Source organism: Rhodoferax sp. LS1P39 (assembly GCF_056521425.1).
Genome location: NZ_JBWMAV010000014.1, coordinates 14,947 through 36,818 on the forward strand (window position 1 = coordinate 14,947; position 21,872 = coordinate 36,818).

The window sequence follows — 21,872 nt, forward strand, 5'->3', positions numbered from 1 at the left end:
GTCAGGTCGCCAGATTCCCTCATGCATTTTTCAGATTTTTGGCGTGATCTCCACCGCACCATCTGTGGCCAGCGTCACCCGTACTGGCAGCGACCTGGGCAGCAGCCGCAGCCATTCGCCTGCACTGGCGATACGCAATCGCCCCAACACGGGCAATTGCGCCACCCCAGGGTCCACATGAATGGGGTGCGGGTAGTAGCGCTCCATGCGCTGCACCGCAGCGGCCAGCGGCGTGCCGCGAAAGTCCAGCCAACCACCTCTCCAGGGGGCTACGTTGCGGATCTCTGTGGGTTGCCCGCGTTGCAGGCGGGTGCCTTGAGAGGTAGTAATGTGCAGCTGGTCGCCGGCCAGCAGGTCTACCGGCGGACCTTCCAGTAGCTGTACCTGCACGTGGCCCGATTCCACGGCCACCTGCACCGCGCCGTCTTCCACCTCCACCGCGAACCGGGTCCCCAGCACCGTGATGCGGGCCAGCGAGGTGTCCACCACAAAGGGGCGCTTGGTGTCGCGGGCTACGGCAAAGTAGGCGCTGCCTGCCAGTAAGCGCACGCTGCGGTGGTCGGCATACAACGCCACATCGGCGCGGCTCTCGGCATCCAGCAGTAGCGTGCTGCCATCGGGCAGAGTTTGCTGCAATTGGCGCGCGCTGGGTGTTTGCAGGGCCAGCCTGAACTGGGCCACCCGGCTGCGCCACTGCTGCCAAACCGTATGCGTTACCGTGCCCACACCTACCACAGCCAGCAGAGCGGACAAGGCTTGGCGGCGGCCATGGCGCGGGGTACGGGCGGGCGGGTCGCCGCGCCAGCGCAGTACGGCAGCATGCACGCTGTCCATGGCCAGCAGGATGTCGCGTTCCACGGTTTTGACGGAGATGCCGTGTTCCTGCGCCAAGGCTTGCTGGCCTACACCGTCGAGCCGGTGGGCCAAAAAAATGCTGCGGCAACGCTCGGGCAGCGCATGTAATGCGGCTTCGATGGCCCCGATAGCCTGCTGTAGGGCCAGCCGCTGGGCCGCGTCGTCCGTAGGTGGTTCGGCATACAACGAAGTATCCGTGCCAGCCACAAAGCGCTCAGCGCCTCGGTCATGGTGGCGGTGTAGGTTGGCGGCGAGGTTGGCGGCCACGGTGTAGAGGTAGGCGCGGGTGTCGGACTGTGGGGCCAGTTCAGTGTGTTCTCGCTCGGCTAGCCGCATCCAGGTGTCGTGTGCCAGGTCTTTGGCGGTCTCCTGGCAGCCCGTACGCCGCGTCAAGAAACGCAGCAGGCCCCGGTAGTGGCCGGAGAAGTCCGCCAGCAGAGCATGGGTAGGAGCAGGCGACATGGACGGCATCAACCATTTTATTGAGAATAATTCTCATTATAGTTATGTGCCAGTTTTCAGGAAAACGCTATTAATTTTATAGCATTTAGCGTCGGTTATATAAGCGCTAGAGCGCTAAAAAGCTTAGAAATATTATCTGGGGACTCAGCGGTACAGCCCCAGCGCGGCAATGCGGCGCTCGATCTCGGTGGCCATCTTCTTGTAGCCGGGGCCGTCTACGCCGCCAAAGCGCTTCTGGAATTCGGCGGCCTGCAGGTCTTCGGGCAGGTCGCTGACCTTGGGCAGCAGGTCGGCATCGCTCAGACCCTGGGCTAGGCGCTTTTGCAGGCTGAGCTGGGCGGCCGTGCCGCCAATGGCCAGCTCGCCCAGGCGGGTGCCTGCGCGGTCGGCGGCCAGGTCGTTGAACGAAAAGCCGCTGCCGCCTTGCGCATCGTCCAGCTCCTTGTACACGCCCACCATGTCGGCCAGCGGGCTGCCGGCGGTGGCGGCCAGCGCGGCCGAGATGCTGAAGTGCTGGGCGGTGTCGGTGCGGCCCGCCAGGGTGGTGGTGCGCGGCACGGGCCGGGGCCATGCGCGGGCAGCGGGCAAGATGGCGGCCATGCCCTTGCCGTTGACATAAAAGGCCAGTGCGACCAGGGCGGCGCGGTGTTCGTCGGCCAGGCTGTTCTTATCGTCGCTTCGCTGGGCCGACAGTTCCAGCAAAGGCTGCACCAGCGCGGCCAGGGCCAGGTTGCGCGGGCCGGGTTGGGCGGCAATCTCGACCAGCCGGGCCTGGTAGGCCTGCAGCCGGGCCTGCACGTCGGCGGGCACCAGGGCGGCCTGCAGCTGGGCGGGGAGGGCATCGTTCCAGACAAACTGCACGCTCAGCACGCCGTTGCGCACGCCCACGTGCTGGATGCTGTCGGCTGCAGCCTCGGCCACGGCCAGGGGGTTGTCTTGCAGCCGCGACAGGCCAAAGCGCAGCAACTGGTCGGCGATGGCGGGCGGCACGGTGAGGCGGCCCAGCGTGAGGGTTTCCAGCTGCGGCGTGCCGGGCGTTTCACGCAGCACGGCCTGGATGTTGAGGTAGTCGCCAAACGGATTGGGCGGCAAAAACGTGCTGGCGCGCAGGGTGGCGCTGCCGTCTTGCAACACCACCTGGGCGCGGGTTTGCGGACGCTGGCTGGCCAGGTAGGCCACGGCCAGGTTCAGGTCGTCCTCGCCGAGCTGCAGGGTGCGCAGCGCGCCGGGCGGCGACTTGCGCGGGTCGATGCGGGCCAGCAGGCGCTTGGCGTTGGCAACGCGGGCGGGGGTGATGGCCTGGGTGCTGCTGGGGGACAGCAGCGGCGCGTCGTCAATCGCCAGGTACGCGGCCCAGGCCAGGGCCAGGGGGACGCAGAGCAGAAGGGTGGCAAACAGGTAGCGCAGCAAGCGGCGGATCAGGGACCAGAAGAGGGGCATTTTTAAGATGAGGTGAAGAAGCGCACGCCATTGCGTCCGCCGGTTTTGGCGCGGTACATGGCGTTGTCGGCACGGGTAAGTAGCTGCTGTAAGTCGGTGCCGTCCTGGGGGTAGGTGCAGATGCCAATGCTGGCAGTGACGTGCACGCTGTGCCCGTCCAGCAGATACTCGGGTTCTACGGTGAGGCGGATTTTATCGGCGATACCGTGCAGTTCTGCCGCCGGGTGCGGTTCTTCGACCACCACGATGAATTCGTCGCCGCCCAGCCGGGCCACCAGGTCGCCGCCGCGCATGCATGACTGGATGCGCTGGGCCGCCAGGCGCAGCAGTTGGTCGCCTGCGGCATGGCCTAGGCTGTCGTTAACGGCCTTGAAATGGTCCAGGTCGATGAACAGGATGGAAAACGACAGGCTTTTGCGTTCGCACCGGGACAGGATGCGCCGCAATGCGTCCATGCACATGGCCCGGTTGGGCAGGTCCGTAAGTTCGTCGTGGTAGGCCTGGTGGTGCAGGGCATTTTCGGCCCGCTTGCGCAGTTCGATGTTGTTGAGTGCGTTGAGCAGGCATTCGCGGCCCTGGAACTGGATACGCTGGCTGGACACCAGGGCCCAGAAGCTGCCGCCTTGGCTGTCTTTCATCTCCACCTCCCAGTCCTGCATGCTGTCCTTGCCGTTGAAGCGCTGCAGCCATTGCGAACGCTCCTGCGGGCGGCAGTAGAAGTGTGAGGATTGGGCGTGCTGCAGGTCGCGCATGGTGGTTTTGAACTGCGCCAGCGCCCGCTCGTTGGCGTACAGCACCGTGCCGTGGTGTTCCAAGGTAATCGTCATGGGGAAGGGGGCCGTGCGCAGAATCTTTTGCACCTGCTCCTCGCTGTCGCGCAAGGCCTGCTGCAGGCTTTCGCTGTCGCGCACCAGGCGGCGGGAGAACACCAGTGCAGCGGCCGCCAGCAGGGTGGCGGCTACAAACATGGTCCACAGCAACAGGCTCTTGGCCCGGCGCGAGGCTTCGCCCAGCGCGTACGAGAAAGCATCGGCCAGCGGTGCCAGGCGCAGGTTGATCTGGTGCAGCTCTTCCTGGATGTCTTGGGCCATGGGCGCGTCCAGGCGCTGGCTTTGTACGGCGGTGTGCAGACGCTCGCCCACTACCTGCAACTGGGCGATGGTGGCATCGGTTGCGGCCCATAATGCGATGGCGCGGTCGATCTCGGCGACTTGGCGAAAGTTGCGAAACAGACTGACCATGTCGTCCAGGTCTTCGGGATGGTTGCGTCCCCGTTGCAGACCCTGGCGGGCGATGTCCAGGTCGGGATGGGGTTTCTCCAGTTCCAGGCGGGCCTGGCGATCGCCCAGAATCACGTCCAGCGCGCTGGTGTAGGCCTGGAAGTCGCGCTCGTCTCGGGTTTCCGCATAGCGGGACAGGGCGTAGATGGCATCGCGTTCGGCCTTGGACCACAGGCCCTCACCCCCCACAAAAGCCCGCGCCGCCGACAACACGCCCATGCTGTAGTAGGCAAAGCCCAAGGTCGCCCCCACCAGGGCCAGAAACAGCCACGCGATCAGAATCAGCCGCTGACCCCGCCGAGCGGGTGCCTGGGAAGCCGGTTCCTGGGGCTGGGTGGGCTCCATGTTACTTACGCTTACATCAGTGCTGGTGTGCGCAGTATAGGAACATGTCCATGCCCATGGGGCTTAAAACTCAGGTGCTTGAAGGGGCCTTTGTCGACTTGGGCGGGGCTTTGACAATGTTGCAGTGCAGCTTGAGGGCGGCCATGGCTTCCACCAGCCGGGTGTCGCGCTCGTCTTGCAGGTCGCGCTGGGTCTCTTCCACAAAGTTTTGCCACAGCGTCTGGTAGTCGGCGTGGTGCTCGTGCGGCGCGTATTCACGGATGAAGTCGCTGGCCTGCTGCGGGTGGAAGCCGCCTTTGCGGATCTTGCGCACGATGCTGGCGGCGGCGGTCTCGGTGAGCGTGGTTTTGCGCGCCGCGCCGGTAGCGATGCACAAAAACAGGGTGATCAACGAGCTGTCGTCGGTGTGGCGCTGGGTGACCTTGAGCCACTGGTCGGAGATGGCGCGGTCGAGTTCGCTGATGTCGTCCACGCCTTCGTCCAGCCAGAAATAGCGGCCCATGAAGGCGAGAGACTGGATGAACAGCTTGCGCGGCTTGACGGTGGCATCGAGGATTTTGGGCAGGTCGTGTTCCAGCATGCTCTGTAGCGTGGCCTGCAGCACGGGTTGGAACTGCGCGGGTACTCCCTTGGGCAGCGCCAGCGTTACGGCCTTGCCACTCTCGGCCCGCTTGCGCAGCAGGTTGACCAGGGTTTCAAACTGCGCCCAGTTGGGCATCAGGCTGCTGCCCGCAGCGGCGCAGAGCAGGGCGGTGCGGACGACGGCCTCGCTGTCGGTATCGGCGGCCTGCAGTTCGCGGCGCGCCACGCCCAGTTGGTGGGCGCACCAGATGGCGGCTTCGATGCGGGTTTCGATGTCGCTGCGCTTGGCCAGCTCCAGTTGGATTTCGGGCAGGGGTTTGAGGGCCCACTTGGCCAACACCGGGATCAGTTCGTCGCGAAATTCGCCGCTGTCCTGCATGCTGAAGTGGGTGTTGTCCGGCAGGGTCAGTAGCGCCTTGAGCATGTCGGAGCCCGCCTTGGAGCGCGACAGGATGGAGTGGTCGCGCAGCAGCGCGGCGGCGGTTTGCAGGTCGCCATCGCTCACATGTTCCAGGTGCAGGCTGATCAGGTTGACCATGCGCTCGCGTGCCTTCTCTAGCTCGGGCCGCAGGAATTCGGTGCCAAAGTAGCGCGCAATCTGCACCATGCCCTTGGGCGCGTCGTTGCGGATGGCGTCCAGCTTGGCCGCGTCGATCAGGCCATGCTGCAGGCCATGGCGCAGCGCTTTTTCAAAGAACGGGCGGTGGTCGTAGACGGCAATGCCGGTGTCTTGCATGGGGAAGTGTCCGTGGTGTCTGTTGGGCGGGCTGGCGGCCTTTGGCTTCTTGCCCCCACCCCGACCCTCCCCCGGCGGGGGAGGGAGAAGGGGCCGGTCCCCGTACTGCTCCCTCCCCTTGCGGGGGAGGGCTGGGGTGGGGTTGGGCGGTTAGATTGCCGATTCTTCGTCTGGATCCACCGCACGTTTCTGCGAGCCTTCGCCTTCGCCGTGGGTTTCGCGGAATGGGGTGTGGCCGCCCTGGTGGTGGCCATCTTCTTCTTCCTCGGCTTCTTCCTCAAAGGCCTTGACGCGGGCACGCAGGATCACCATGACTTCGATCAGGATGTCGGGGCAGTGGGCGCGCAGCAGCCAGGTGAATTCCATCCAGTCGTGGTCGGCGATCTCGTCCTGGTCGACCTTGGACTCGTTGTACATCTGGGCCACCAGGTCCGACTCGGACAGTACCGCGCCGGTGTCTTCGGCGGCTTCAAACGTTCCGGTGCGCAAGAAGCTCTCGACCCGGCCCCAGTGGTCGGCCAGGTAGTCGGCCAGCGCGTCGCAGCCGCCTTCGCGCTCGCCAATGGCGCGCAAAAAATCTACGGGGTCGTTGTCGTCCCGAAAAATCACCGAGTTCATCATGCCGCGCAGGTGGGCGTGGGTCAGGTCTTTGTATTGCTTTTCGATGACCACGGCGCGCGAGAACTGCTCGGGCGTGACCAGCAGGTTGATGACCGAGTCTTTGGACGGGTCGTACTCGCGGATCACGGCCAGCAGGTCTTTGGGCGGCAACTGGTCCAGCGCCAACACCAGGGCGTTGTCGCCCTCTTCGTCGGCCAGGGTGACCAGGGCGGCCTCGGCACCGACGATGTCGCCAGCGAGGATCAGGCTTTGGGCTTTGATGATGGCGGGGTAGTGCATAGCGTTTTAACCTTTCAACCTTTGGGTGGCTTGGGGTCAAAGCCTTGTTCTTCCATCCAGGCCGCGCCCGCATCTTCGCGGTCGCGGGCTTCCTGTTCTTCGGGGTCGCGGGCTTCCTGTTCTTCGGGGTCGATGTCGTGGTCGTCTTCGTCCTCGTCATCTTCCACCGGTGCGCCCCGGTCGTCGGCGCGGGTGTACAGGTATTCCAGGCAGGCGGCGATCACCATGAACTGCTCGCCCGTGGGCTCCAGCAGCACGCGGTCGGCTAGTGTCTGGGCCCAGGGGGTGAGGGTGATGGTGCGGCCCAGCTGGTCCCAGGCAGGGAATTCTTCGGGCTCCAGCGCCACCAGCAGGTCCATGGCCTTGGCGCTGGGGAAGCGAAAGCCTTGGTGGAAGGCGGCGGCCAGCATTTCCGGGCTGTCGTCCATCATCACCAGCAAAAATTCGAGCTGGCTGCGCTTTTCTTTCAGGCGGCGGTCGAGCACGTTCTTGCCTTCGGAGTCGGACACCAGGTCGTCCATCTCGGCGTCAAAAGCGCGGGCGTGGTCAGCAAAGTAGCGGGAGAGTTTCATTTCAAAGCTTCATTCAAATAGGTGTGCCAGATTTCGCGGGCGGTTTCCAGCGGGTCGTCCAGCAGGCCCCGGCGGCGGTTGTCGTCATAGGTCTTGCGGCGCTCGTCGTCACTCAGCACATCGTAGGCGGTTTGCACCGCCCGGAAAAGCTGCGGGGCATCGGCCGAGGCATTGCGGTCCGGGTGGTACTGCGCTGCGCGCTGCCGGTAGGCTTTTTTGATATCGGCCAGCGTCGCGGCAGCGGACAGGCCTAGCGCGGCGTAGTGGTCTTGCATGGGGGTGTTTTCGCAAAAAAAGACAGCCCGACGGGCTGCTGGCGGGCTGTGCTTGGCGGGCGACGCGTTGTCGTCAAGCTACGATTTTAACTGGCTGCTCCATCGTGCCGGATTTCAGGGATGGGCCGGGCCACGGGAGGCGATCTTGGTATCGGTACCGATGCCTAGGGTGGATCAGGTTCACTATCAAAATAGGAGCTGCTCACGCCGGTCGATGTCGCCATGTGTGAAGTTGAGCAGCGATCGACATCTACTATCGAAATGAGAGCTGCCTGTGCTTATTCAATGGGCACAAAAGACAGATTCTGCTTGGAATGCTTCAGATGCAAAACTTGCTAGGTGTGGTCATGCTGGCTGGGTTCTTCCTTTATTCCGTCCAGGCCCACGTTACTTCACGTGCCTTGAGTAAGGGGAATACTGCATCGATTTAATGTGGAGAAGCATGCCCCATTTGAGGTGTGCTGTCCTGATGTGCGGTTTGTTGACCTAGCTGATCTAGTGCCCGATGTCAGGCGGGGGTGCGTGATGGAGCAGACAGTTAGTGTTGTAGACAAACTTGGAAAAGGCTTACGTACCACTGCGGCACAAAAAATACTCGGAAGTATCTATGGCATGAATTCTAAGGGTTTGGTAAGTATCTCTCCTTGATAGAGTGGGTGCCATTGGCATCATGTATTTTAATGTCTTTAAATAATCCCGAGATAGATATTATTTTCCAGTTTGGATTGCTGTATTTCGAAGCTTCTAGAGCCAGGTTTTTGGGTGGAGTGTTTTTTTTAATCCATACATGGAAGTATTCTGATTTTGAGTTATTTTCTTTTGAGTTTTCTGATGTGTTTTCTCGGATGAATTCAATGATAGGTTCTTTATTCTCATTTATGGATATTTTTACTCCAGGAGAGTGAAATTGTGTTTCTAGGATGGGTTGGTATATGATATGTGTTTTATTGTTTTCGGTGTCTGGAATAATATCTAGTTTTAATTCTGTTATATTATAAATTTTTCTGTATTCATTCATTTTGCAACCTTGGGATATTAGAAGTGAGATAAAAATTAAAACCGCAAAGCTAATATGATGTCGAAGCATGCGCGTCATCTGGGATTCCTTGCGGGTTTTGATTACTTGTTTTTCTTATTTTCTCAAGCCTGTTAATTGTCTCTGATAGTTTTCTAGGAGTCTCAAATCCTAGGGTGTCATTCGCCTGTATGTTCTCTCCTGTGACTGAAGTTGCCGTTTCACTGGCCCAGGATGCACATGTATTTGTATAGTGCCACGTGATGTTTTCATTTATTTTTATTTTTAATATTTCATTCTGCTTTGGTGTGAGCTTATAGTATCGTGACATTAATGGAACTTGTCCATCCTCCATGCCAATTCTTATGTCGGTTTGATTTGAGTCGGCATGCCCCAACGAAATGATAGTGGGATGATCATCCGGCCATAGGCCATAATTTGTAGTAATACCATCTCTGGAGACGGAGAGCCAAGCGTGGCCATCTGAAAAATCTGCGTTGGACCCTACGTTTGAGTGAATTCCGATTATTATTGTTGGCAATCGAACTAGTAATTCTTTTCTTTTTATATTTTCTGTTGATGATGTGGTGGATGATCCAATTTTCTTGAATGAATTTTTCGTTGTCATATCGATCGATCACTCAATGTCAATTTCAATGGTTAGCATTTCGGCATCTGCGGACTTGATTAAATGAGTCCGGCCAGCTGAATCGGTACTGCCTTTTTCATAACTTCCATCTGCACGTTGCACACGGTAATTCATAAATGCTAGTGGCTGATTGGTTAGTTGATCTTTCAAAATAAACGCCTCATCAAACAGTTTCACCCGCGTATCCGGCAACTTCTCAGTAATCCCCGCCTGACTCCCCGGCCCCCCAAACGCATGCTCGGCCCCCTCGACCTTCCAAGTGCCCGGGCAGGTGTAGCGGATATCACCGCCATCCAGCACCAAAGAACTTTGTCCAGCCTGCAGCGAGACCTTGGTCTGCGCCAGGATGCGGATGTGCCCGTTGACGCTGATAACCGTCACTGCCTGATCCGCCAGGACCTCCAGCGCATCGGTATGCGCCTGCAGCGATACGGGGCCGTTGCCTGCATAGGCCTGGATGCCCCCGCTGTGGCTGAACAGGCCGGTGGCGGCGCCGGAGACTTGCGACAGTGTGGCGCCGGCGGCCCAGTGGGTATCACCCTGGGTGGTCCACTGCAGGTGTTGCCCGGCAAACAGGGCGGAACTGGCCGGGCTGGCCCAATGCACGCTGCTGGGCGACTCCATGAGCACCAGCGGGGAGGCGAACTTCTCTACCGGTTGGGCGGCATCGGCATCGCGGCTGTTGGCTGTGGTCTTCAAGGCCTGCTGGCCTTGCACTGCATTGGGGTGCTTGCCTTGGTCTTGGGGATCCATTTGGCCGATGAAGCGGGTGTGGGCGGTGTGCGCATCGCTGCTGTGCAAGGCGGTTTGGTGCGTGGCGGCATCCAGCAGGGCTTGGTCCAGGGCCTGCGCTCCCTTGAGTTGTGCGACGCTCTCGGCGGCATCCATCTGGGTAGAGGAGACGCTTGTGCCTTGCTGGGCTCGGCCATGGGTGCTGAGCAGCACGCCTTCTGCGCCGCGCAGCGCCCCCCAGCCGTCGGTGCGCAGCTCAAACCCCTGGCCCCGGTAGCTGCCGCGCTGGGCGCTGGTGGGGGCCTGTTGGATGAGATAGCCCAGGTTGAGCTGGCTGGCCGCAGTGCTGGAGGCCAGACGCATGCGCAGTTGGCGGGTGGTGTCGTCGACCACCCATTGGTTGTAGTTGTGTCCATCCAGGCCCTGGCTGTGCCAGCCTGAGACGGTGCCGATGTGGTTCACGCCGGAGTCCACGCCTGCGGAGAACGGGGGGAGGTCTGCGCCGTTGAAGAGCTGGCCCAGCACCACAGGGCGGTCGATGTCGCCATGGGTGAAGTTGACCAGTACTTCGGTGGCGATGCGTGGGGTGAATTGGGTGCCCCAGTTGGGGCCGGATGCGGCCTCGGCCACGCGCACCCAGGTGCCGCTGGTTTCGTTGCCGGGGGCGTTGCCTTGGCTATCAATACGGTTGCCGGTGTCAAACAGACCGCCGTCACTGGGGGCGAGGCCGCGTTGCCAGGGGAACTGGACCTTGACGCGGTGGTCGCGGTCGGTGGTGATATGGGTGTTGGACAGGCCGACGATGCGGGCGGTTTGCGGGCCAGGAACCGTGGGATTCTGGCTTTGGGCCTGGAGACCCGTGGCCAGCGGCACCAAAGGCACGGCTTCGTGCACGCAGACGAAGTGGTTGCGGTAGGTGCCTGGCTCCAGTTGGGTCAGGTCGGTCTGGGGAGTGGAGCCGGGAGCGGCGACGACGTTTTGGAGCACACGAGAGTTTTGCAGGGCCGTGGTTATGGTCGCGACCAGACCGGGCTCCAGGTTGTTGACAGCGGCATGCTGCACTTGCAGTACCTTGAAGGTGTTGCCGAGGCCATTGCTTTCTGCGTAGCTTTCGTGCTGGGTGAGTTGGAAGCCATGGCCTGCACTGAGCTGGCGCACCGCACCGGCACCGGGGTAGGTTGTGCGTTCCAACGTCAACGCGTGCAGCACCCGTTGGGTGTGCTGGCTGGCGTGGGTTGCACTGACGAAGCGGCGTTCGGCGCTGCCATCGAAGACTTCGAGCCGTGGTTGATGGTCAGGGATATCAGTGGCCTGCGCAGCGGGGGAATGCAATTGCACGGGGTCCCAACCGGCCAGCGAGACGGCATTCGGGGTTTGCTGGACGCAGGCACGGAACTCGGTGATCGCATCCAACTGCTCCGTGGCGGCGACCTGGTGAAAACGGATGCGGTTGTAACCGCCGGGCATGGCCGGGGTGACGGCGGTGGAGTCGTAAATGACCAACTGGTGGCGTGCATGCAGGCTGCCGGTGCTGTTACCGTTCGGGCGACCATTGCCGTCGCTATTTTCTTGCCCTTCCTGGACATGGGTGAACCGCCAATTCAGGCCTTCGCTGGCCAGCAGGCGGGTGAAGAAGTCCAGATCACTTTCGCGGTATTGGGTGCACAGCGGGCGTTGGGGCAGGGTTTGGATGAGCTCCCACAGGATATTGGCTTGGGGGTGTTCGGCTACCAGGTCGCCGACGATCTGCTGGACGGTCTTGTCCTGGAAGATGTAGCTATCTCGCCGCAGGCGCAGGAAGGTCAGAAATGGCTCGAGCCGGAGGCGGTAGCGGGCCATGCCGCCATCGGCACCAAGCCAGGTGATGTCGGTGCAGTAGCCGTGCCATGCACGATGGGTGCCATCGGCTTGTAGCAGCCTCAGGGTGACCTCTTCGCCCAGCAGGGGCTCCAGATCTAGATTGGTGGACAGGCTTAGCGCATCAATGTCAAAACAAAAGAGCGCGTTGATGGCTTCTTGCCCGGTGAAACGCTCGACGACCAGTGATTCAAGCAGATCAGAGCTTTGGGCTGTACGCAGGGTTAGCAGGCGCGCATGTTGGCTGATGCCGGGAGTGAAGGCGTTTGCGATGTTCTCGCTAGCCAAGCCAGATGGTGTGGATTGCATGGCACTGTGCCCATCGTCTAGGGGAGGGTGATTGTGAGGTTGGCGGGGCGGGGCGCGAGCCGAACGATATCGCGGTAGCTGTTGATGCTGGACTCGGTGGAGCGTTGCAACATCCAGTTCAGAGCACCATACCCAGATAGCGCCATCAGTCCGAACAGTGCCCCGACGACCCACAGTGGCACGTCGCTACGCAGCCGATTGGCGATAGCGTCTGGCCGCGCCCAATGTGGCGCAAATCCAGCGCTTTTGCCTTTCATTTGGGCGATCTCGTCGCCCAGTCGAGCCGTCAAATAGTTCAGTTTTTCCAGGCCTTCAATGACGTACTTGCCCTGGAATCCCAGCAACAGACACATGTGAAATACCTCCAGTACTTGCACATGCGCAGCGCCTTTGGCACGTAAACTCTCCAGCATGGAGAAGAAGTTTTCCCCTGCAAGCTGGTCGCCAAACAATACCAACTGCAACGGTCTGCGCTCCCAGGCATCGCGGATCGAGAATTTAGAACGTAGAACGATTTCATCCACGCACGCGCAGAACGCGTACTTGGCTGCGTGCACATCCTTAGCAGAGACTTCCAGTTTTTTTGCATTTTGTTCTACGGTGCCCAAGAACTTTTGCATCCGGGTCGCGAAGATTGCTTCATCCAGGGGAGATGAGTTGTTCTTCAGCAGAAACAGCGCGTAAAAGCCGTCGTACATCAAATCGACTAATGCGTTGGCATGGTTAGGTGCGTCTGTACTGAATGAAGCAGTGTTCGGCGATGCACTGAGTAGCGAAGGAGCCGAGGAGCTGAATGAGGTCATGCGGTTACGGCCAATAGCTCAAGTTTGAGGTCGCGAATGCCGGAAGGCACGTAGATGCAGATCGACTGCGCTTGCAGCATTCGATCAAACATGGTGCCTTTTGATTCGATTGCGAAATAGTAAGTGTCGGGCCGTACAGGAACAGCAGCCGGTACTTGAGGGGAGTACACGAGCTTTACACCTGGCATGGCGGCAAGTACGAATTTTTCTACGTCTTCTGGTGCACCGGTTTTGAAACGCAACGGCACGATGTCGATCAGTTCAACCGCCGGGATGCCTGCGCTGACGGCCAAGTAAAACGCTGTCCTTTCGTCTATCTTGCCGGAGTCGAGCATCCCATGGTGGTAGGACGGCTTGGCCTCGGACAAAGCGATGGCGAAGTAGCGGGACGAAATCACGGTGTCGAGTAACTCACGGATGATGGTGTCGAGCTTGGCGAAGCTGGGGCCAGGGTCCTGGTGCTGGTACGCAGGCAAATCACCTAAAGCGTAATTTTTTGAAAACGTCATCAATGAGCCAGTAAGCCCTAGCAGTTGCTCAAACAACCTCTCAGGGTGCAACATTGGATGGTTCTGGTAGTGCGTCAAACTGGCGTATGCGGTACTTGCGGTATGCAGCAGCCAAAAAGAAGAAATGTCGCCGGACCGGAACTCGACGACATTCTTGCTAGGTTCGCGATGGTGCCCGTACAGCGCATTGACTTTGGCTTGCAGTGCGTCCAACAGTCGACGTAGCTTGAGTGCAATAAGCGGTGCACTGCCTATGGAAAGGCTTGGAGGGACAAAGTTCGGATCAAGCTCAAATCCTCCTGCTACAGCCCGACGCAGACGCACAACAGGAAGGCAGACGTATGCATCGCGCGGCTCCAGTTCGGACACCAACCGCACGGTCTTTTTGAGATAGGTCAACTCGGCTTTGGCCGCATCAGTGAACAGATCGGGAGTCTCGCGACTTGTTTGTGTGTAGCGCGTGGACTGGCTACTGTTGGCTCCGACCGAGAAATTGCCTCCAAATGGCTTCAGTGCTGGTAGGGCAGCAAAGTAAGTAATGCTTTGTTGGGCGGGTGGAAGGTCGGCCAGGGTGACTGCGTCCGGTAAATCGTCATCGTCGGGGGCTTTCAATATTTCGCCATCTTGAAAAATAACCATGAGTTCAAGTAAACGTAGCGAGTTGTTGGCGAGTGCATCCTGGTCGACTTGCAGTCGGCCCACACCCCAGGCATAAGGGTGCAAGGCGCTGGCTGTTTGATGTAGACGGCCCTCGTGGTAGCAGTCTTGCCGTTGAAAATGTTGAGGGCGTAAGAACAGGCCTTCGCCCCACAGAACTTTACTTGTTTGGTTCACAGAATAGGCCTCGTAATAGTTTTTTGGAAGCGAAGTTTTCAAGGGCAGCGCAGGGGAGCGAGCATTTGGCTACTGCTTGATGGGTCTGTGGCACTGGTTCCTGCTCCAACAGTTAATGCGCACGAATGCATTCCGACAACGATGCCGGAACCCTCGGCTAGAGCAGCTGGAAACTCTACGCGCCATCTCGCTGGTACCGGGTTTCGGAACAGTGCCACTACGCCGATATATTGAGCTTCATAGCTGACTTTTTCGAGGACTTCATAACGTTGTCCTGGGACGAGAGTGATTTCTTTTACCTCGAGCAGGTCGATACCTAGCGCCTCCTTCTCTTTTTGAGAATTCAGAAAAGTATCGTAAGTCGCTTGGACGAAAGTGGTCTTTTGTCTGAGCTTATAGATCTTCGCAACCAGTGCAAGAGGACGTCCGTTGGTATCGACATTCAAGGTGTTGCTCGCGTGCAATTTGATTGCCACGGTACGCGGTACTTTTTGTGCATCGGGAACTTCTGGAGCGGTAGGCTTTTTCAATCCATATGCCTCCAAAGCCGAGTTAGCCATGGCGCTAACCACGGTGATTGCAGAGGTTGCTGCACAACCAGCCAAAGACAGTCCAAGTAGGCTCAACAAGGCGTTTCGGACTAGTGGCTTGATCATCATTTTTGGTATCAATACGAATGGCAGAAGGGATTCAAAGATGCAGCGGAGGCACACAAAAACCGATGACCAACGGCGGTATGTTCGTGCTAGTGAAGTAACCTAAATTATCACCGAGCTTTAGCTTGTGAAAAATCTCACAGTATGGATTTCTATGAAAGTTATTTATTGTGACTTAATGTTTCTTGTGTTGCTGAATAAATCTGAAAACTTCTGAAATTAATAAAATATGTGCATATGTCACAATTTTTCGAAAATTGATCAGCTAACATCCGACGTACCAATGTTGCTTCTCATTCGGGAACGAAGCTATTGTTTTAGGAGTATTTGGCGTGGTTTTTCGTAAGATTAGTTTTGTATTTCCTTTGGTGTTGCTGTCTTTGCTGGGCGCTTGTACGGCACCTCCTAAGAACGTTGTCGCCGAGGCCCCAAAGGTCACTATAGAAGGCAGCATTGCAGAGGCCAACGCTGCTCAAGCCTCGGGGAATACCGACCAAGCAATTGGTTTGCTTCGCACGGCTACTTCTCTATTCCCCACAGATAAGGCGCCTTGGCTACGAATGGCGCAAATTAAGTTTGATTCGGGAAATTATGGCGAAGCCATCATTAACGCCCAAGAGGCGCTGCAGCGTGATCCGACTGAAAAAGTCGCTAATAGTATTGTTACGGTAAGTGGTTTGCGCCTTGCTACTAAATCTCTGTCGGATTTGCGGTCACAGAACTTATTATCTGGAACGGTTAAAAGTGAAGCCCAGGATTTGGCTAAGATTTTGCGTGAAAATCTTGGTGAAAATATTTTGGTGCCAGTTGCTACTCCAACCTACTCTTCGCGTGTACGGGGAGCGAACGTTACAGCAGGCAAACCTACAAAATCCGCGACGAAGTCGGCCCCCCCTGCAAGCAAGCTCGATGATGATGGGAAGTCTAATCCGTTCGGGGGATTGAAGTAGAAGGTCCTCCCCAGTATGGCGTGGATGCGCATGTCAATAAATAATTATTAATATTTAAAAATATCTGAGGTTGAATATGACTAAAAGTGAAAGCATTCAAAAGAAAATTCAAAAAGTACGTCCGCCACGGGTCCAGATGACTTACGACGTTGAAATAGGCGATGCAATTGAGAAAAAAGAACTTGCCTTCGTCACTGGAGTCGTGGGAGATTTCAGTGGAAAGTCTGAAGTTCCGCAGGCTAAGTTGAAGGATCGCTCATTTGTGAATATTGATCCGGACAACTTTGATGAAGTCATGAAAGGCTTGGAACCTCGTGCGGTTTATCGCGTTGTGAATGAACTGAGCGATAAAGGCGGAGAATTTGGGGTTGAGTTGAAATTTAAATCAATGGATGATTTTCGTCCTGAATCAATCGTCCAGCAGGTTGAGCCGCTTAAAAAATTATTGGAAGCACGAACCAAGCTGGCAGATTTACGCAATAAGTTGGCAGGAAGTGAAAAGCTGGAAGATCTGCTCAATGAAGTACTAAATAGTACCGAACAGCTTACTAAGCTGACCCAGCAAGCCATCAAGTAAATGAGGCAATCCATGTCTTTACAACAAAAATCAACCGAAGGTAACGGACTCCAAGCAATCGAAGTGGGGTTGCTGGATCAAATTGTCGAGAAAAGCAAAGTTGCCAAATCAAATGAAGAGCATGCGCGAGCTAGAGATATTATTTCTGAGCTAGTTAACCAAGTAATGGATGGAACTGTAGTTGTCTCTAATAACTTGGCAGCCACCTTGGATGCCCGTGTGGCGGAAATTGATAAGCTGATTTCGAACCAAGTTAGCGCGATTATGCATGCGCCAGAATTTCAAAAATTGGAAGGGAGTTGGACTGGGCTTCATTATTTGGTTAAAAATACTTCAACGGGGCAAAATCTTAAAATAAAACTGATGAATGCGACCAAGAAAGAATTGGTTAAAGATTTCAATTCAGCACTGGAGTTTGACCAAAGTGCAATGTTTAAAAAAGTGTATGAAGAAGAGTTTGGTACTTTCGGTGGAGCTCCATTCGGTACATTGATCGGTGATTTTGAAATTACCAGGCAACCAGAAGACATGTACTTTATTGAGCAAATGTCACGGATTGCCGCTGCTGCCCATGCTCCATTCATTACGGCGGCATCTCCTGAGTTGTTTGGTTTAGAGACATACAGTGATTTGGGTAAACCTCGTGATCTAACAAAAATATTTGACACGGTTGAGTATGCAAAATGGAAATCATTCCGTGATTCCGAGGATTCCCGATATGTAGGTTTGACGTTGCCTCGATTTTTGGGACGTCTGCCTTTCCATCCACAAGACGGCCTTACTGTCGATGGTTTTAATTTTGTTGAAGATGTGGATGGAACTGACCATAGTAAATACCTTTGGTGCAATGCTGCTTATGCATTCGCCACAAAGTTGACCAAAGCATTCGAGGACTTTGGCTGGTGTGCTGCGATTAGAGGAGTTGAAGGTGGTGGTCTTGTTGAGGGGTTGCCAACCCATACTTTTAAGACCGATGAAGGTGAGGTTGCGCTCAAATGTCCAACTGAAATTGCGATAACGGATCGGCGTGAGAAGGAGTTGAGCGACTTAGGTTTTATCTCCCTCGTGCATTGCAAAAATACCGATTACGCGGCATTTTTCGGTGCTCAATCTACGCAAAAGGCCAAGAGTTACAACTCTGAGGCAGCAAATGCGAATGCGGTTTTATCGTCTCAACTTCAATACATTTTTGCTGTATCACGGATAGCGCATTATATGAAATCCATGATGCGCGACAAGATTGGTAGTTTTGCAGCAGCGTCAAGCGTAGAAGACTTTTTAAATCGATGGATTGCACAATATGTGCTTTTGGATGATAACGCGAGTCAAGAGGCCAAAGCGCAGTTTCCATTGCGTGAAGCTTCTGTTCAGGTATCCGAGGTTCCAGGGCGCCCAGGAGTCTATCGAGCAGTTTCTTTTTTACGTCCACATTTTCAATTGGACGAGTTATCAGTATCTCTCCGCTTGGTTGCTGAGTTACCTCAGTCTTCCAAATCATAACCGTTGTTTTAAGCAACATATCAAAAAGGTGAATTATGGCAATTGATGTTTATTTGCAAATTGATGGTATCAAGGGTGAATCTACTGATGATAAGCACAAAGATTGGATCGAATGTTTATCGGTAGATTTCGGTGTATTGCAGCCAAAATCAGCGACAGCCTCTACCGGCGGTGGTCATACTGCAGAGAGGTGTGAGCACAAAGATATTGTCTTTACCAAACTGGCGGACTTGGCGACACCTCTGTTGTTACAAAATAGCTCTTCTGGTAAAACCATAGCGAAAGCAAAATTTGAATTTTTGCGCGCTGACGGTAAGGGTGAACGTGTTAAGTATTTTGAAATAGAGATTGAAAATCTCATTATTAGCAGCGATATGCCATCAGTGGCTGAAGGCAATATTTTGACAGAGCTCGTTTCGTTGAAGTATTCCCAGGTTAAATGGAAATATACCCAGCAGAAAATTGGCGGTGGTGCTGGTGGAAATACCTCTGGAGGTTGGGATTTGGCAAAAAATAAAGTTATTTAATTTTTTGTTGAATTGAATGTCTGCGGGTTGTGTTCCCGCAGATATTTTTTATTTTGAAAGAATGGTAATGAAAGGGTCCGCCCCAACTTTGTTTGACAAGCTAATAGGTGATAATTCTCGTGGATTATTCCAGGGTGCAGTTCGGCATCTTTCGATTGATGAGTTGAAGGACGAGGTCGCGCGAGACCTCGAGGCATTACTGAATACGCGCTCAGTATTCAGCGATGACTTGTTATCAAAGCATCCTGCATGTAGTCGATCAATTATTTCGTATGGTTTAAAAGATTTTGCTGGAATGAGCTTAGCCAGTACTGATGATCGAGCCGCAATTTGCGCAAGTCTTGTAAATGCCATAAATTTGCACGAGCCTCGCTTACGTCAGGTCAGTGCATCGCTTGAAATTCACAGGGATTCTATTAATAGATTGAATTTTTCTATTAAAGCATTATTGATTGTAAATCAAGCTCATGAACCCGTTAATTTTGATGCAATGTTGCAGCCATCTTCGTTGCAATACGCCATTAGAAAATCTCGCCCTACGGTGCGGGTAGGGGTTTAATTTGCAAGAACTTCTTCCTTACTACGAACGCGAATTAGGATTTTTGCGACGTTATTCTCGTGAGTTTTCGGAGCGTTATCCAAAAATTGCGGGCGGTTTGCTAATGGCTGGGGAGATCTGTGAGGATCCCCATATTGAGCGTATGGTTCAGTCATTCGCGCTCTTGAGTGCTCGCGTTTCCAAGCGTATTGACGATGATTTCCCTGAATTTACCGAAGCGCTGTTTGAAGTGTTGTATCCGCATTACTTACGTCCTTTCCCATCATGCTCAATTGTGCGTGTGGATCAAGGCGCCAGTGCAACGCAACTAACGGTCGCCACCAAAGTGCCACGTGGCACAGTATGGGAAACAAGATCTGTCAAAGGCGTGAAATGCAAATTTCAAACAGCATATGAGGTGATGATTGCACCACTGCGCTTGGTGCACGCGCAATTTGAATCAATCATTAGTTCACCCGAATCCGTCATATTGCCGAAAAATGCGGCTTCAAAGATAAGTATAAGGATTGAGATAACTTCTGAACAGGCGAGTCTTGCATCGCTTGGATTTTCCAAATTGCGTGTATTTGTAGATGGGGAAGCATCTTTTTGCGCCGCTCTGCGAGATACATTGTTTACCCGGGCCGTATGTGCGTATGTCGAAATTCCGTATACCGGGCGATGGATCGCGTTGAAATTTTTGCCGATAGCAGAAGTTGGCTTTGACGATCAAGATGCGTTGATAGATTTTCCTGCACGCTCGCATCCCGCTTACCGTATTTTAACCGAATACTTTTCTTTTCCTGAGAAATTTAATTTTTTTGATGTTGATATGGATGAAATATCAGCATTGCTTCCTTCAAGCTGCAAAGTATTTTCTTTGCATTTGGTGTTGACTAGTTGTCGTTCTGACTCCAATATCGCACGGATGCTCGGAACTATTTCTGCTAAAAATCTATTGTTGGGCTGCACCCCAGTTGTCAATTTATTTAAACTACATGGTTCTCCGATCCGATTGACACATAGAACTGCGCAGTATCCAGTGGTAGCTGATTCCGCAAATGCATTTGCATACGAGGTCTACTCGATTGATTCCGTCAATATGGTTCGACAAACTCCGCAAGGAGAGTCTGTTACTGAGTTTCGTCCCTTTTATTCGTTACACCATGGCCAAACGCCTGACAAGGCAGGGCATTATTGGGCTATGCGTCGCAACGAAATGGTTGCGCTGAAAAGTCCTGGCTATGAGACGGAGATTTCGATTGTAGATATTGATTTTGATCCGGCTGCGGTTGAGACTGACACCCTTAGTGTGGAATTACGTTGCACAAATAGAGAGTTGCCGACGTTGCTTGGTTATGGAAGCCATGGCGGGGATCTATTTCCCTTGGATGGGGGTAATCTGTTGGGCGCAGTCAGTTTTATACGCAAGCCAAGTCACCCCCAGTATTTCGAGCGTGGGCGTGGAGCACATTGGAGACTGATTTCTCATCTAGCTCTCAATCATTTGTCGTTGACACAAGGCGGGTTGGATGCATTTCGCGAGATATTGACTCTGTACGATTTGTCGCGTTCGCCTACGTCGCAGCGTCAGATTGGCGCGATCGTATCCATAGAGCACAGGGCTTCCACAGCTTGGCTGCCGGGTAACCCTTTTGCGAGTCTGGTGCGCGGTATTGAAGTGCGCATGGTGCTTGATGAGGAGGGGTTTGTGGGGAGTGGACTGCATGTGTTTGCCAGCGTGATAGATCGTTTTTTAGGGCTTTACGTTCATATCAACAGCTTTACACAACTCGTGATTTTCTCCAAAAGAACGGGGGAGGAATTGCTGCGATGCCGAGCACGAAGCGGAGATTTGAACCTAGCGTAATTCAACGTCTGCTCGATACGCCTTTCCGCTTCCAGTTCTTTCAAGCGGTGCGGCTCATCGAGTTGTGGCTGAAGCGCCAGGGCGTGGGTGAGGACTTGGCCTTGGCCGACCACCTGCGTTTCACCAATCGCATCTCCCTTGGGTTTCCAGCATCAGAAATCGAGGCTTTGCGTATAGATCCCCCCGGTATCGAGCGCACCGAGGTTGCTCTTGCCGATGCCTTCCGCAATGGCGAGTTGCTTCATTTGCGGTTGACACCGTCGTTCATGGGGTTCCTTGGCAGCAATGGCACATTGCCAAGCCATTACACCGAGCGCATTGCGGCGCACCAGTTTCTTGAAAAGGACGAAGGTCCAAGAGCATTTCTGGACACGTTCTCCCAGCGGGCGCTGGCTTTGTTCTACGGAGCCTGGCGCAAGTACCGGTTGGAGCTGCAGTATGACCATAGCGCCACGGGTACAGACAAAGACCGCTTCTTGCCATTGTTGCTTTCGTTGGCCGGTTTGGGGCATAAGTCGTTGCACAACCGCCTCCATGCACAGGGTGCGGGCGATGCTGGCGGACCTGCGAGTGATGGGGTGCTTGACGCATCGCTCGGCCATTTTGCAGTGGCATTGCGCCAGCGTCCGGTATCCGCTGCATTGATGCAACGCGTCTTGGCCGATCACTTCGCGGTTCCTTTAACTATTGAGCAATTTGTGGGCTGCTGGTATGACGTTCCACCGGTACACCAAACCAGACTAGGCTCTACCAACGCGGTGCTGGGTAAGGCCGCCATGGTGGGTAAACGGGTCTGGCAGCGGGATCTGCGCGTGCGACTGCGCATTGGCCCTCTGGTACGGAAGGATTTTTTGCTCTTTCTGCCGGGTGCCGGGGCTGCCTGCGCGCTGAAGAAGGTGCTCACCATGTTTACGGGTGTATGCCTCGAATACGAAGTGCGACTGATTTTGCTTGCCAGCGAAGTTGTTGGTGTCAGCTTGCAGTCGCAACGCGTCGGTGGTCGCCTGGGTGCGGATTTGTTTTTAACGACCCGGCCAGAAATGCACGACCGCTCCGATGTGAGTTACCACATTCACACTCTTCCCTCTTAATTTTTCAC

The 21,872-nt window shown here is 55.3% G+C and carries 20 protein-coding genes; 7 read left to right on the top strand and 13 right to left on the bottom strand.

The window, feature by feature from the left end; translation table 11 throughout:
* Window positions 1–30: 30 nt before the first annotated feature.
* The 13 genes from AC097O_RS19015 to tssJ form a co-directional block, all read right to left on the bottom strand.
* Window positions 31–1,317 (bottom strand): sigma-70 family RNA polymerase sigma factor, encoded by a 1,287-nt coding sequence (locus tag AC097O_RS19015; protein WP_479594437.1) that lies wholly within the window; start codon window positions 1,315–1,317, stop codon window positions 31–33.
* Window positions 1,318–1,461: 144 nt separating this feature from the next.
* On the bottom strand, window positions 1,462–2,757 hold the full coding sequence (locus AC097O_RS19020) for a hypothetical protein (RefSeq protein ID WP_479594438.1): 1,296 nt from the start codon (window positions 2,755–2,757) through the stop codon (window positions 1,462–1,464).
* A gap of 2 nt (window positions 2,758–2,759) precedes the next feature.
* Window positions 2,760–4,382 (bottom strand): diguanylate cyclase domain-containing protein, encoded by a 1,623-nt coding sequence (locus AC097O_RS19025; RefSeq protein WP_479594439.1) that lies wholly within the window; start codon window positions 4,380–4,382, stop codon window positions 2,760–2,762.
* 70 nt (window positions 4,383–4,452) lie between these two features.
* Window positions 4,453–5,700: a hypothetical protein gene (locus AC097O_RS19030; protein WP_479594440.1), complete on the bottom strand. Its 1,248-nt coding sequence runs from the start codon at window positions 5,698–5,700 to the stop codon at window positions 4,453–4,455.
* Between the two features lie 150 nt (window positions 5,701–5,850).
* Window positions 5,851–6,600 carry a hypothetical protein gene (locus tag AC097O_RS19035; RefSeq protein ID WP_479594441.1) on the bottom strand — a complete coding sequence of 250 codons (750 nt, stop codon included), beginning with the start codon at window positions 6,598–6,600 and terminating at the stop codon, window positions 5,851–5,853.
* 14 nt (window positions 6,601–6,614) lie between these two features.
* Window positions 6,615–7,172 carry a hypothetical protein gene (locus AC097O_RS19040; protein WP_479594442.1) on the bottom strand — a complete coding sequence of 186 codons (558 nt, stop codon included), beginning with the start codon at window positions 7,170–7,172 and terminating at the stop codon, window positions 6,615–6,617.
* Complete coding sequence (locus tag AC097O_RS19045; RefSeq protein WP_479594443.1) at window positions 7,169–7,447, bottom strand: DnaJ domain-containing protein; 279 nt, start codon at window positions 7,445–7,447, stop codon at window positions 7,169–7,171. Before AC097O_RS19045 ends, AC097O_RS19040 begins: the two co-directional genes overlap by 4 nt.
* A gap of 619 nt (window positions 7,448–8,066) precedes the next feature.
* Window positions 8,067–8,543: a hypothetical protein gene (locus AC097O_RS19050; RefSeq protein WP_479594444.1), complete on the bottom strand. Its 477-nt coding sequence runs from the start codon at window positions 8,541–8,543 to the stop codon at window positions 8,067–8,069.
* The gene (locus AC097O_RS19055; RefSeq protein WP_479594445.1) at window positions 8,515–9,090 is read right to left on the bottom strand and encodes a hypothetical protein; all 576 of its coding nucleotides are present in this window, start codon (window positions 9,088–9,090) and stop codon (window positions 8,515–8,517) included. Before AC097O_RS19055 ends, AC097O_RS19050 begins: the two co-directional genes overlap by 29 nt.
* Window positions 9,091–9,099: 9 nt before the next feature.
* The gene (locus AC097O_RS19060) at window positions 9,100–12,009 is read right to left on the bottom strand and encodes a type VI secretion system Vgr family protein (protein WP_479594446.1); all 2,910 of its coding nucleotides are present in this window, start codon (window positions 12,007–12,009) and stop codon (window positions 9,100–9,102) included.
* Between the two features lie 17 nt (window positions 12,010–12,026).
* A complete protein-coding gene (icmH, locus tag AC097O_RS19065) occupies window positions 12,027–12,812 on the bottom strand; it encodes a type IVB secretion system protein IcmH/DotU (RefSeq protein WP_479594447.1) in 786 nt (261 codons plus the stop codon).
* Entirely contained in the window at window positions 12,809–14,155 is a 1,347-nt protein-coding gene (gene tssK / locus AC097O_RS19070) for a type VI secretion system baseplate subunit TssK (RefSeq protein ID WP_479594551.1), read from the bottom strand. Before tssK ends, icmH begins: the two co-directional genes overlap by 4 nt.
* A gap of 38 nt (window positions 14,156–14,193) precedes the next feature.
* Window positions 14,194–14,814, bottom strand: coding sequence for a type VI secretion system lipoprotein TssJ (gene tssJ / locus AC097O_RS19075; RefSeq protein ID WP_479594448.1), 621 nt, complete (start codon window positions 14,812–14,814; stop codon window positions 14,194–14,196).
* Window positions 14,815–15,143: 329 nt separating this feature from the next.
* On the opposite strand from tssJ, the gene AC097O_RS19080 reads away from it, so the two are divergent.
* The 7 genes from AC097O_RS19080 (at window position 15,144) to tssG (ending at window position 21,864) form a co-directional block, all read left to right on the top strand.
* Complete coding sequence (locus AC097O_RS19080; RefSeq protein ID WP_479594449.1) at window positions 15,144–15,761, top strand: tetratricopeptide repeat protein; 618 nt, start codon at window positions 15,144–15,146, stop codon at window positions 15,759–15,761.
* A 76-nt stretch (window positions 15,762–15,837) separates the two neighbouring features.
* Entirely contained in the window at window positions 15,838–16,338 is a 501-nt protein-coding gene (gene tssB / locus AC097O_RS19085) for a type VI secretion system contractile sheath small subunit (protein WP_315189149.1), read from the top strand.
* 12 nt (window positions 16,339–16,350) lie between these two features.
* Window positions 16,351–17,838 (top strand): type VI secretion system contractile sheath large subunit, encoded by a 1,488-nt coding sequence (gene tssC, locus AC097O_RS19090; protein ID WP_479594450.1) that lies wholly within the window; start codon window positions 16,351–16,353, stop codon window positions 17,836–17,838.
* 35 nt (window positions 17,839–17,873) lie between these two features.
* Window positions 17,874–18,365: an Hcp family type VI secretion system effector gene (locus tag AC097O_RS19095; RefSeq protein ID WP_479594451.1), complete on the top strand. Its 492-nt coding sequence runs from the start codon at window positions 17,874–17,876 to the stop codon at window positions 18,363–18,365.
* 67 nt (window positions 18,366–18,432) lie between these two features.
* The gene (gene tssE / locus AC097O_RS19100; protein ID WP_479594552.1) at window positions 18,433–18,924 is read left to right on the top strand and encodes a type VI secretion system baseplate subunit TssE; all 492 of its coding nucleotides are present in this window, start codon (window positions 18,433–18,435) and stop codon (window positions 18,922–18,924) included.
* Window position 18,925: 1 nt separating this feature from the next.
* Complete coding sequence (gene tssF, locus AC097O_RS19105; RefSeq protein ID WP_479594452.1) at window positions 18,926–20,773, top strand: type VI secretion system baseplate subunit TssF; 1,848 nt, start codon at window positions 18,926–18,928, stop codon at window positions 20,771–20,773.
* Complete coding sequence (tssG, locus tag AC097O_RS19110; RefSeq protein WP_479594453.1) at window positions 20,737–21,864, top strand: type VI secretion system baseplate subunit TssG; 1,128 nt, start codon at window positions 20,737–20,739, stop codon at window positions 21,862–21,864. Before tssF ends, tssG begins: the two co-directional genes overlap by 37 nt.
* Window positions 21,865–21,872: the final 8 nt, after the last annotated feature.

Bases quoted from the DNA above. Each gene is read 5' to 3' on its own strand.
- AC097O_RS19015 (WP_479594437.1), bottom strand. From the start codon at position 1,317: ATGTCGCCTGCTCCTACCCATGCTCTGCTGGCGGACTTCTCCGGCCAC.
- AC097O_RS19020 (WP_479594438.1), bottom strand. From the start codon at position 2,757: ATGCCCCTCTTCTGGTCCCTGATCCGCCGCTTGCTGCGCTACCTGTTT.
- AC097O_RS19025 (WP_479594439.1), bottom strand. From the start codon at position 4,382: ATGGAGCCCACCCAGCCCCAGGAACCGGCTTCCCAGGCACCCGCTCGG.
- AC097O_RS19030 (WP_479594440.1), bottom strand. From the start codon at position 5,700: ATGCAAGACACCGGCATTGCCGTCTACGACCACCGCCCGTTCTTTGAA.
- AC097O_RS19035 (WP_479594441.1), bottom strand. From the start codon at position 6,600: ATGCACTACCCCGCCATCATCAAAGCCCAAAGCCTGATCCTCGCTGGC.
- AC097O_RS19040 (WP_479594442.1), bottom strand. From the start codon at position 7,172: ATGAAACTCTCCCGCTACTTTGCTGACCACGCCCGCGCTTTTGACGCC.
- AC097O_RS19045 (WP_479594443.1), bottom strand. From the start codon at position 7,447: ATGCAAGACCACTACGCCGCGCTAGGCCTGTCCGCTGCCGCGACGCTG.
- AC097O_RS19050 (WP_479594444.1), bottom strand. From the start codon at position 8,543: ATGACGCGCATGCTTCGACATCATATTAGCTTTGCGGTTTTAATTTTT.
- AC097O_RS19055 (WP_479594445.1), bottom strand. From the start codon at position 9,090: ATGACAACGAAAAATTCATTCAAGAAAATTGGATCATCCACCACATCA.
- AC097O_RS19060 (WP_479594446.1), bottom strand. From the start codon at position 12,009: ATGCAATCCACACCATCTGGCTTGGCTAGCGAGAACATCGCAAACGCC.
- icmH (WP_479594447.1), bottom strand. From the start codon at position 12,812: ATGACCTCATTCAGCTCCTCGGCTCCTTCGCTACTCAGTGCATCGCCG.
- tssJ (WP_479594448.1), bottom strand. From the start codon at position 14,814: ATGATGATCAAGCCACTAGTCCGAAACGCCTTGTTGAGCCTACTTGGA.
- tssB (WP_315189149.1), top strand. From the start codon at position 15,838: ATGACTAAAAGTGAAAGCATTCAAAAGAAAATTCAAAAAGTACGTCCG.
- tssC (WP_479594450.1), top strand. From the start codon at position 16,351: ATGTCTTTACAACAAAAATCAACCGAAGGTAACGGACTCCAAGCAATC.
- AC097O_RS19095 (WP_479594451.1), top strand. From the start codon at position 17,874: ATGGCAATTGATGTTTATTTGCAAATTGATGGTATCAAGGGTGAATCT.
- tssE (WP_479594552.1), top strand. From the start codon at position 18,433: ATGAAAGGGTCCGCCCCAACTTTGTTTGACAAGCTAATAGGTGATAAT.
- tssG (WP_479594453.1), top strand. From the start codon at position 20,737: ATGCCGAGCACGAAGCGGAGATTTGAACCTAGCGTAATTCAACGTCTG.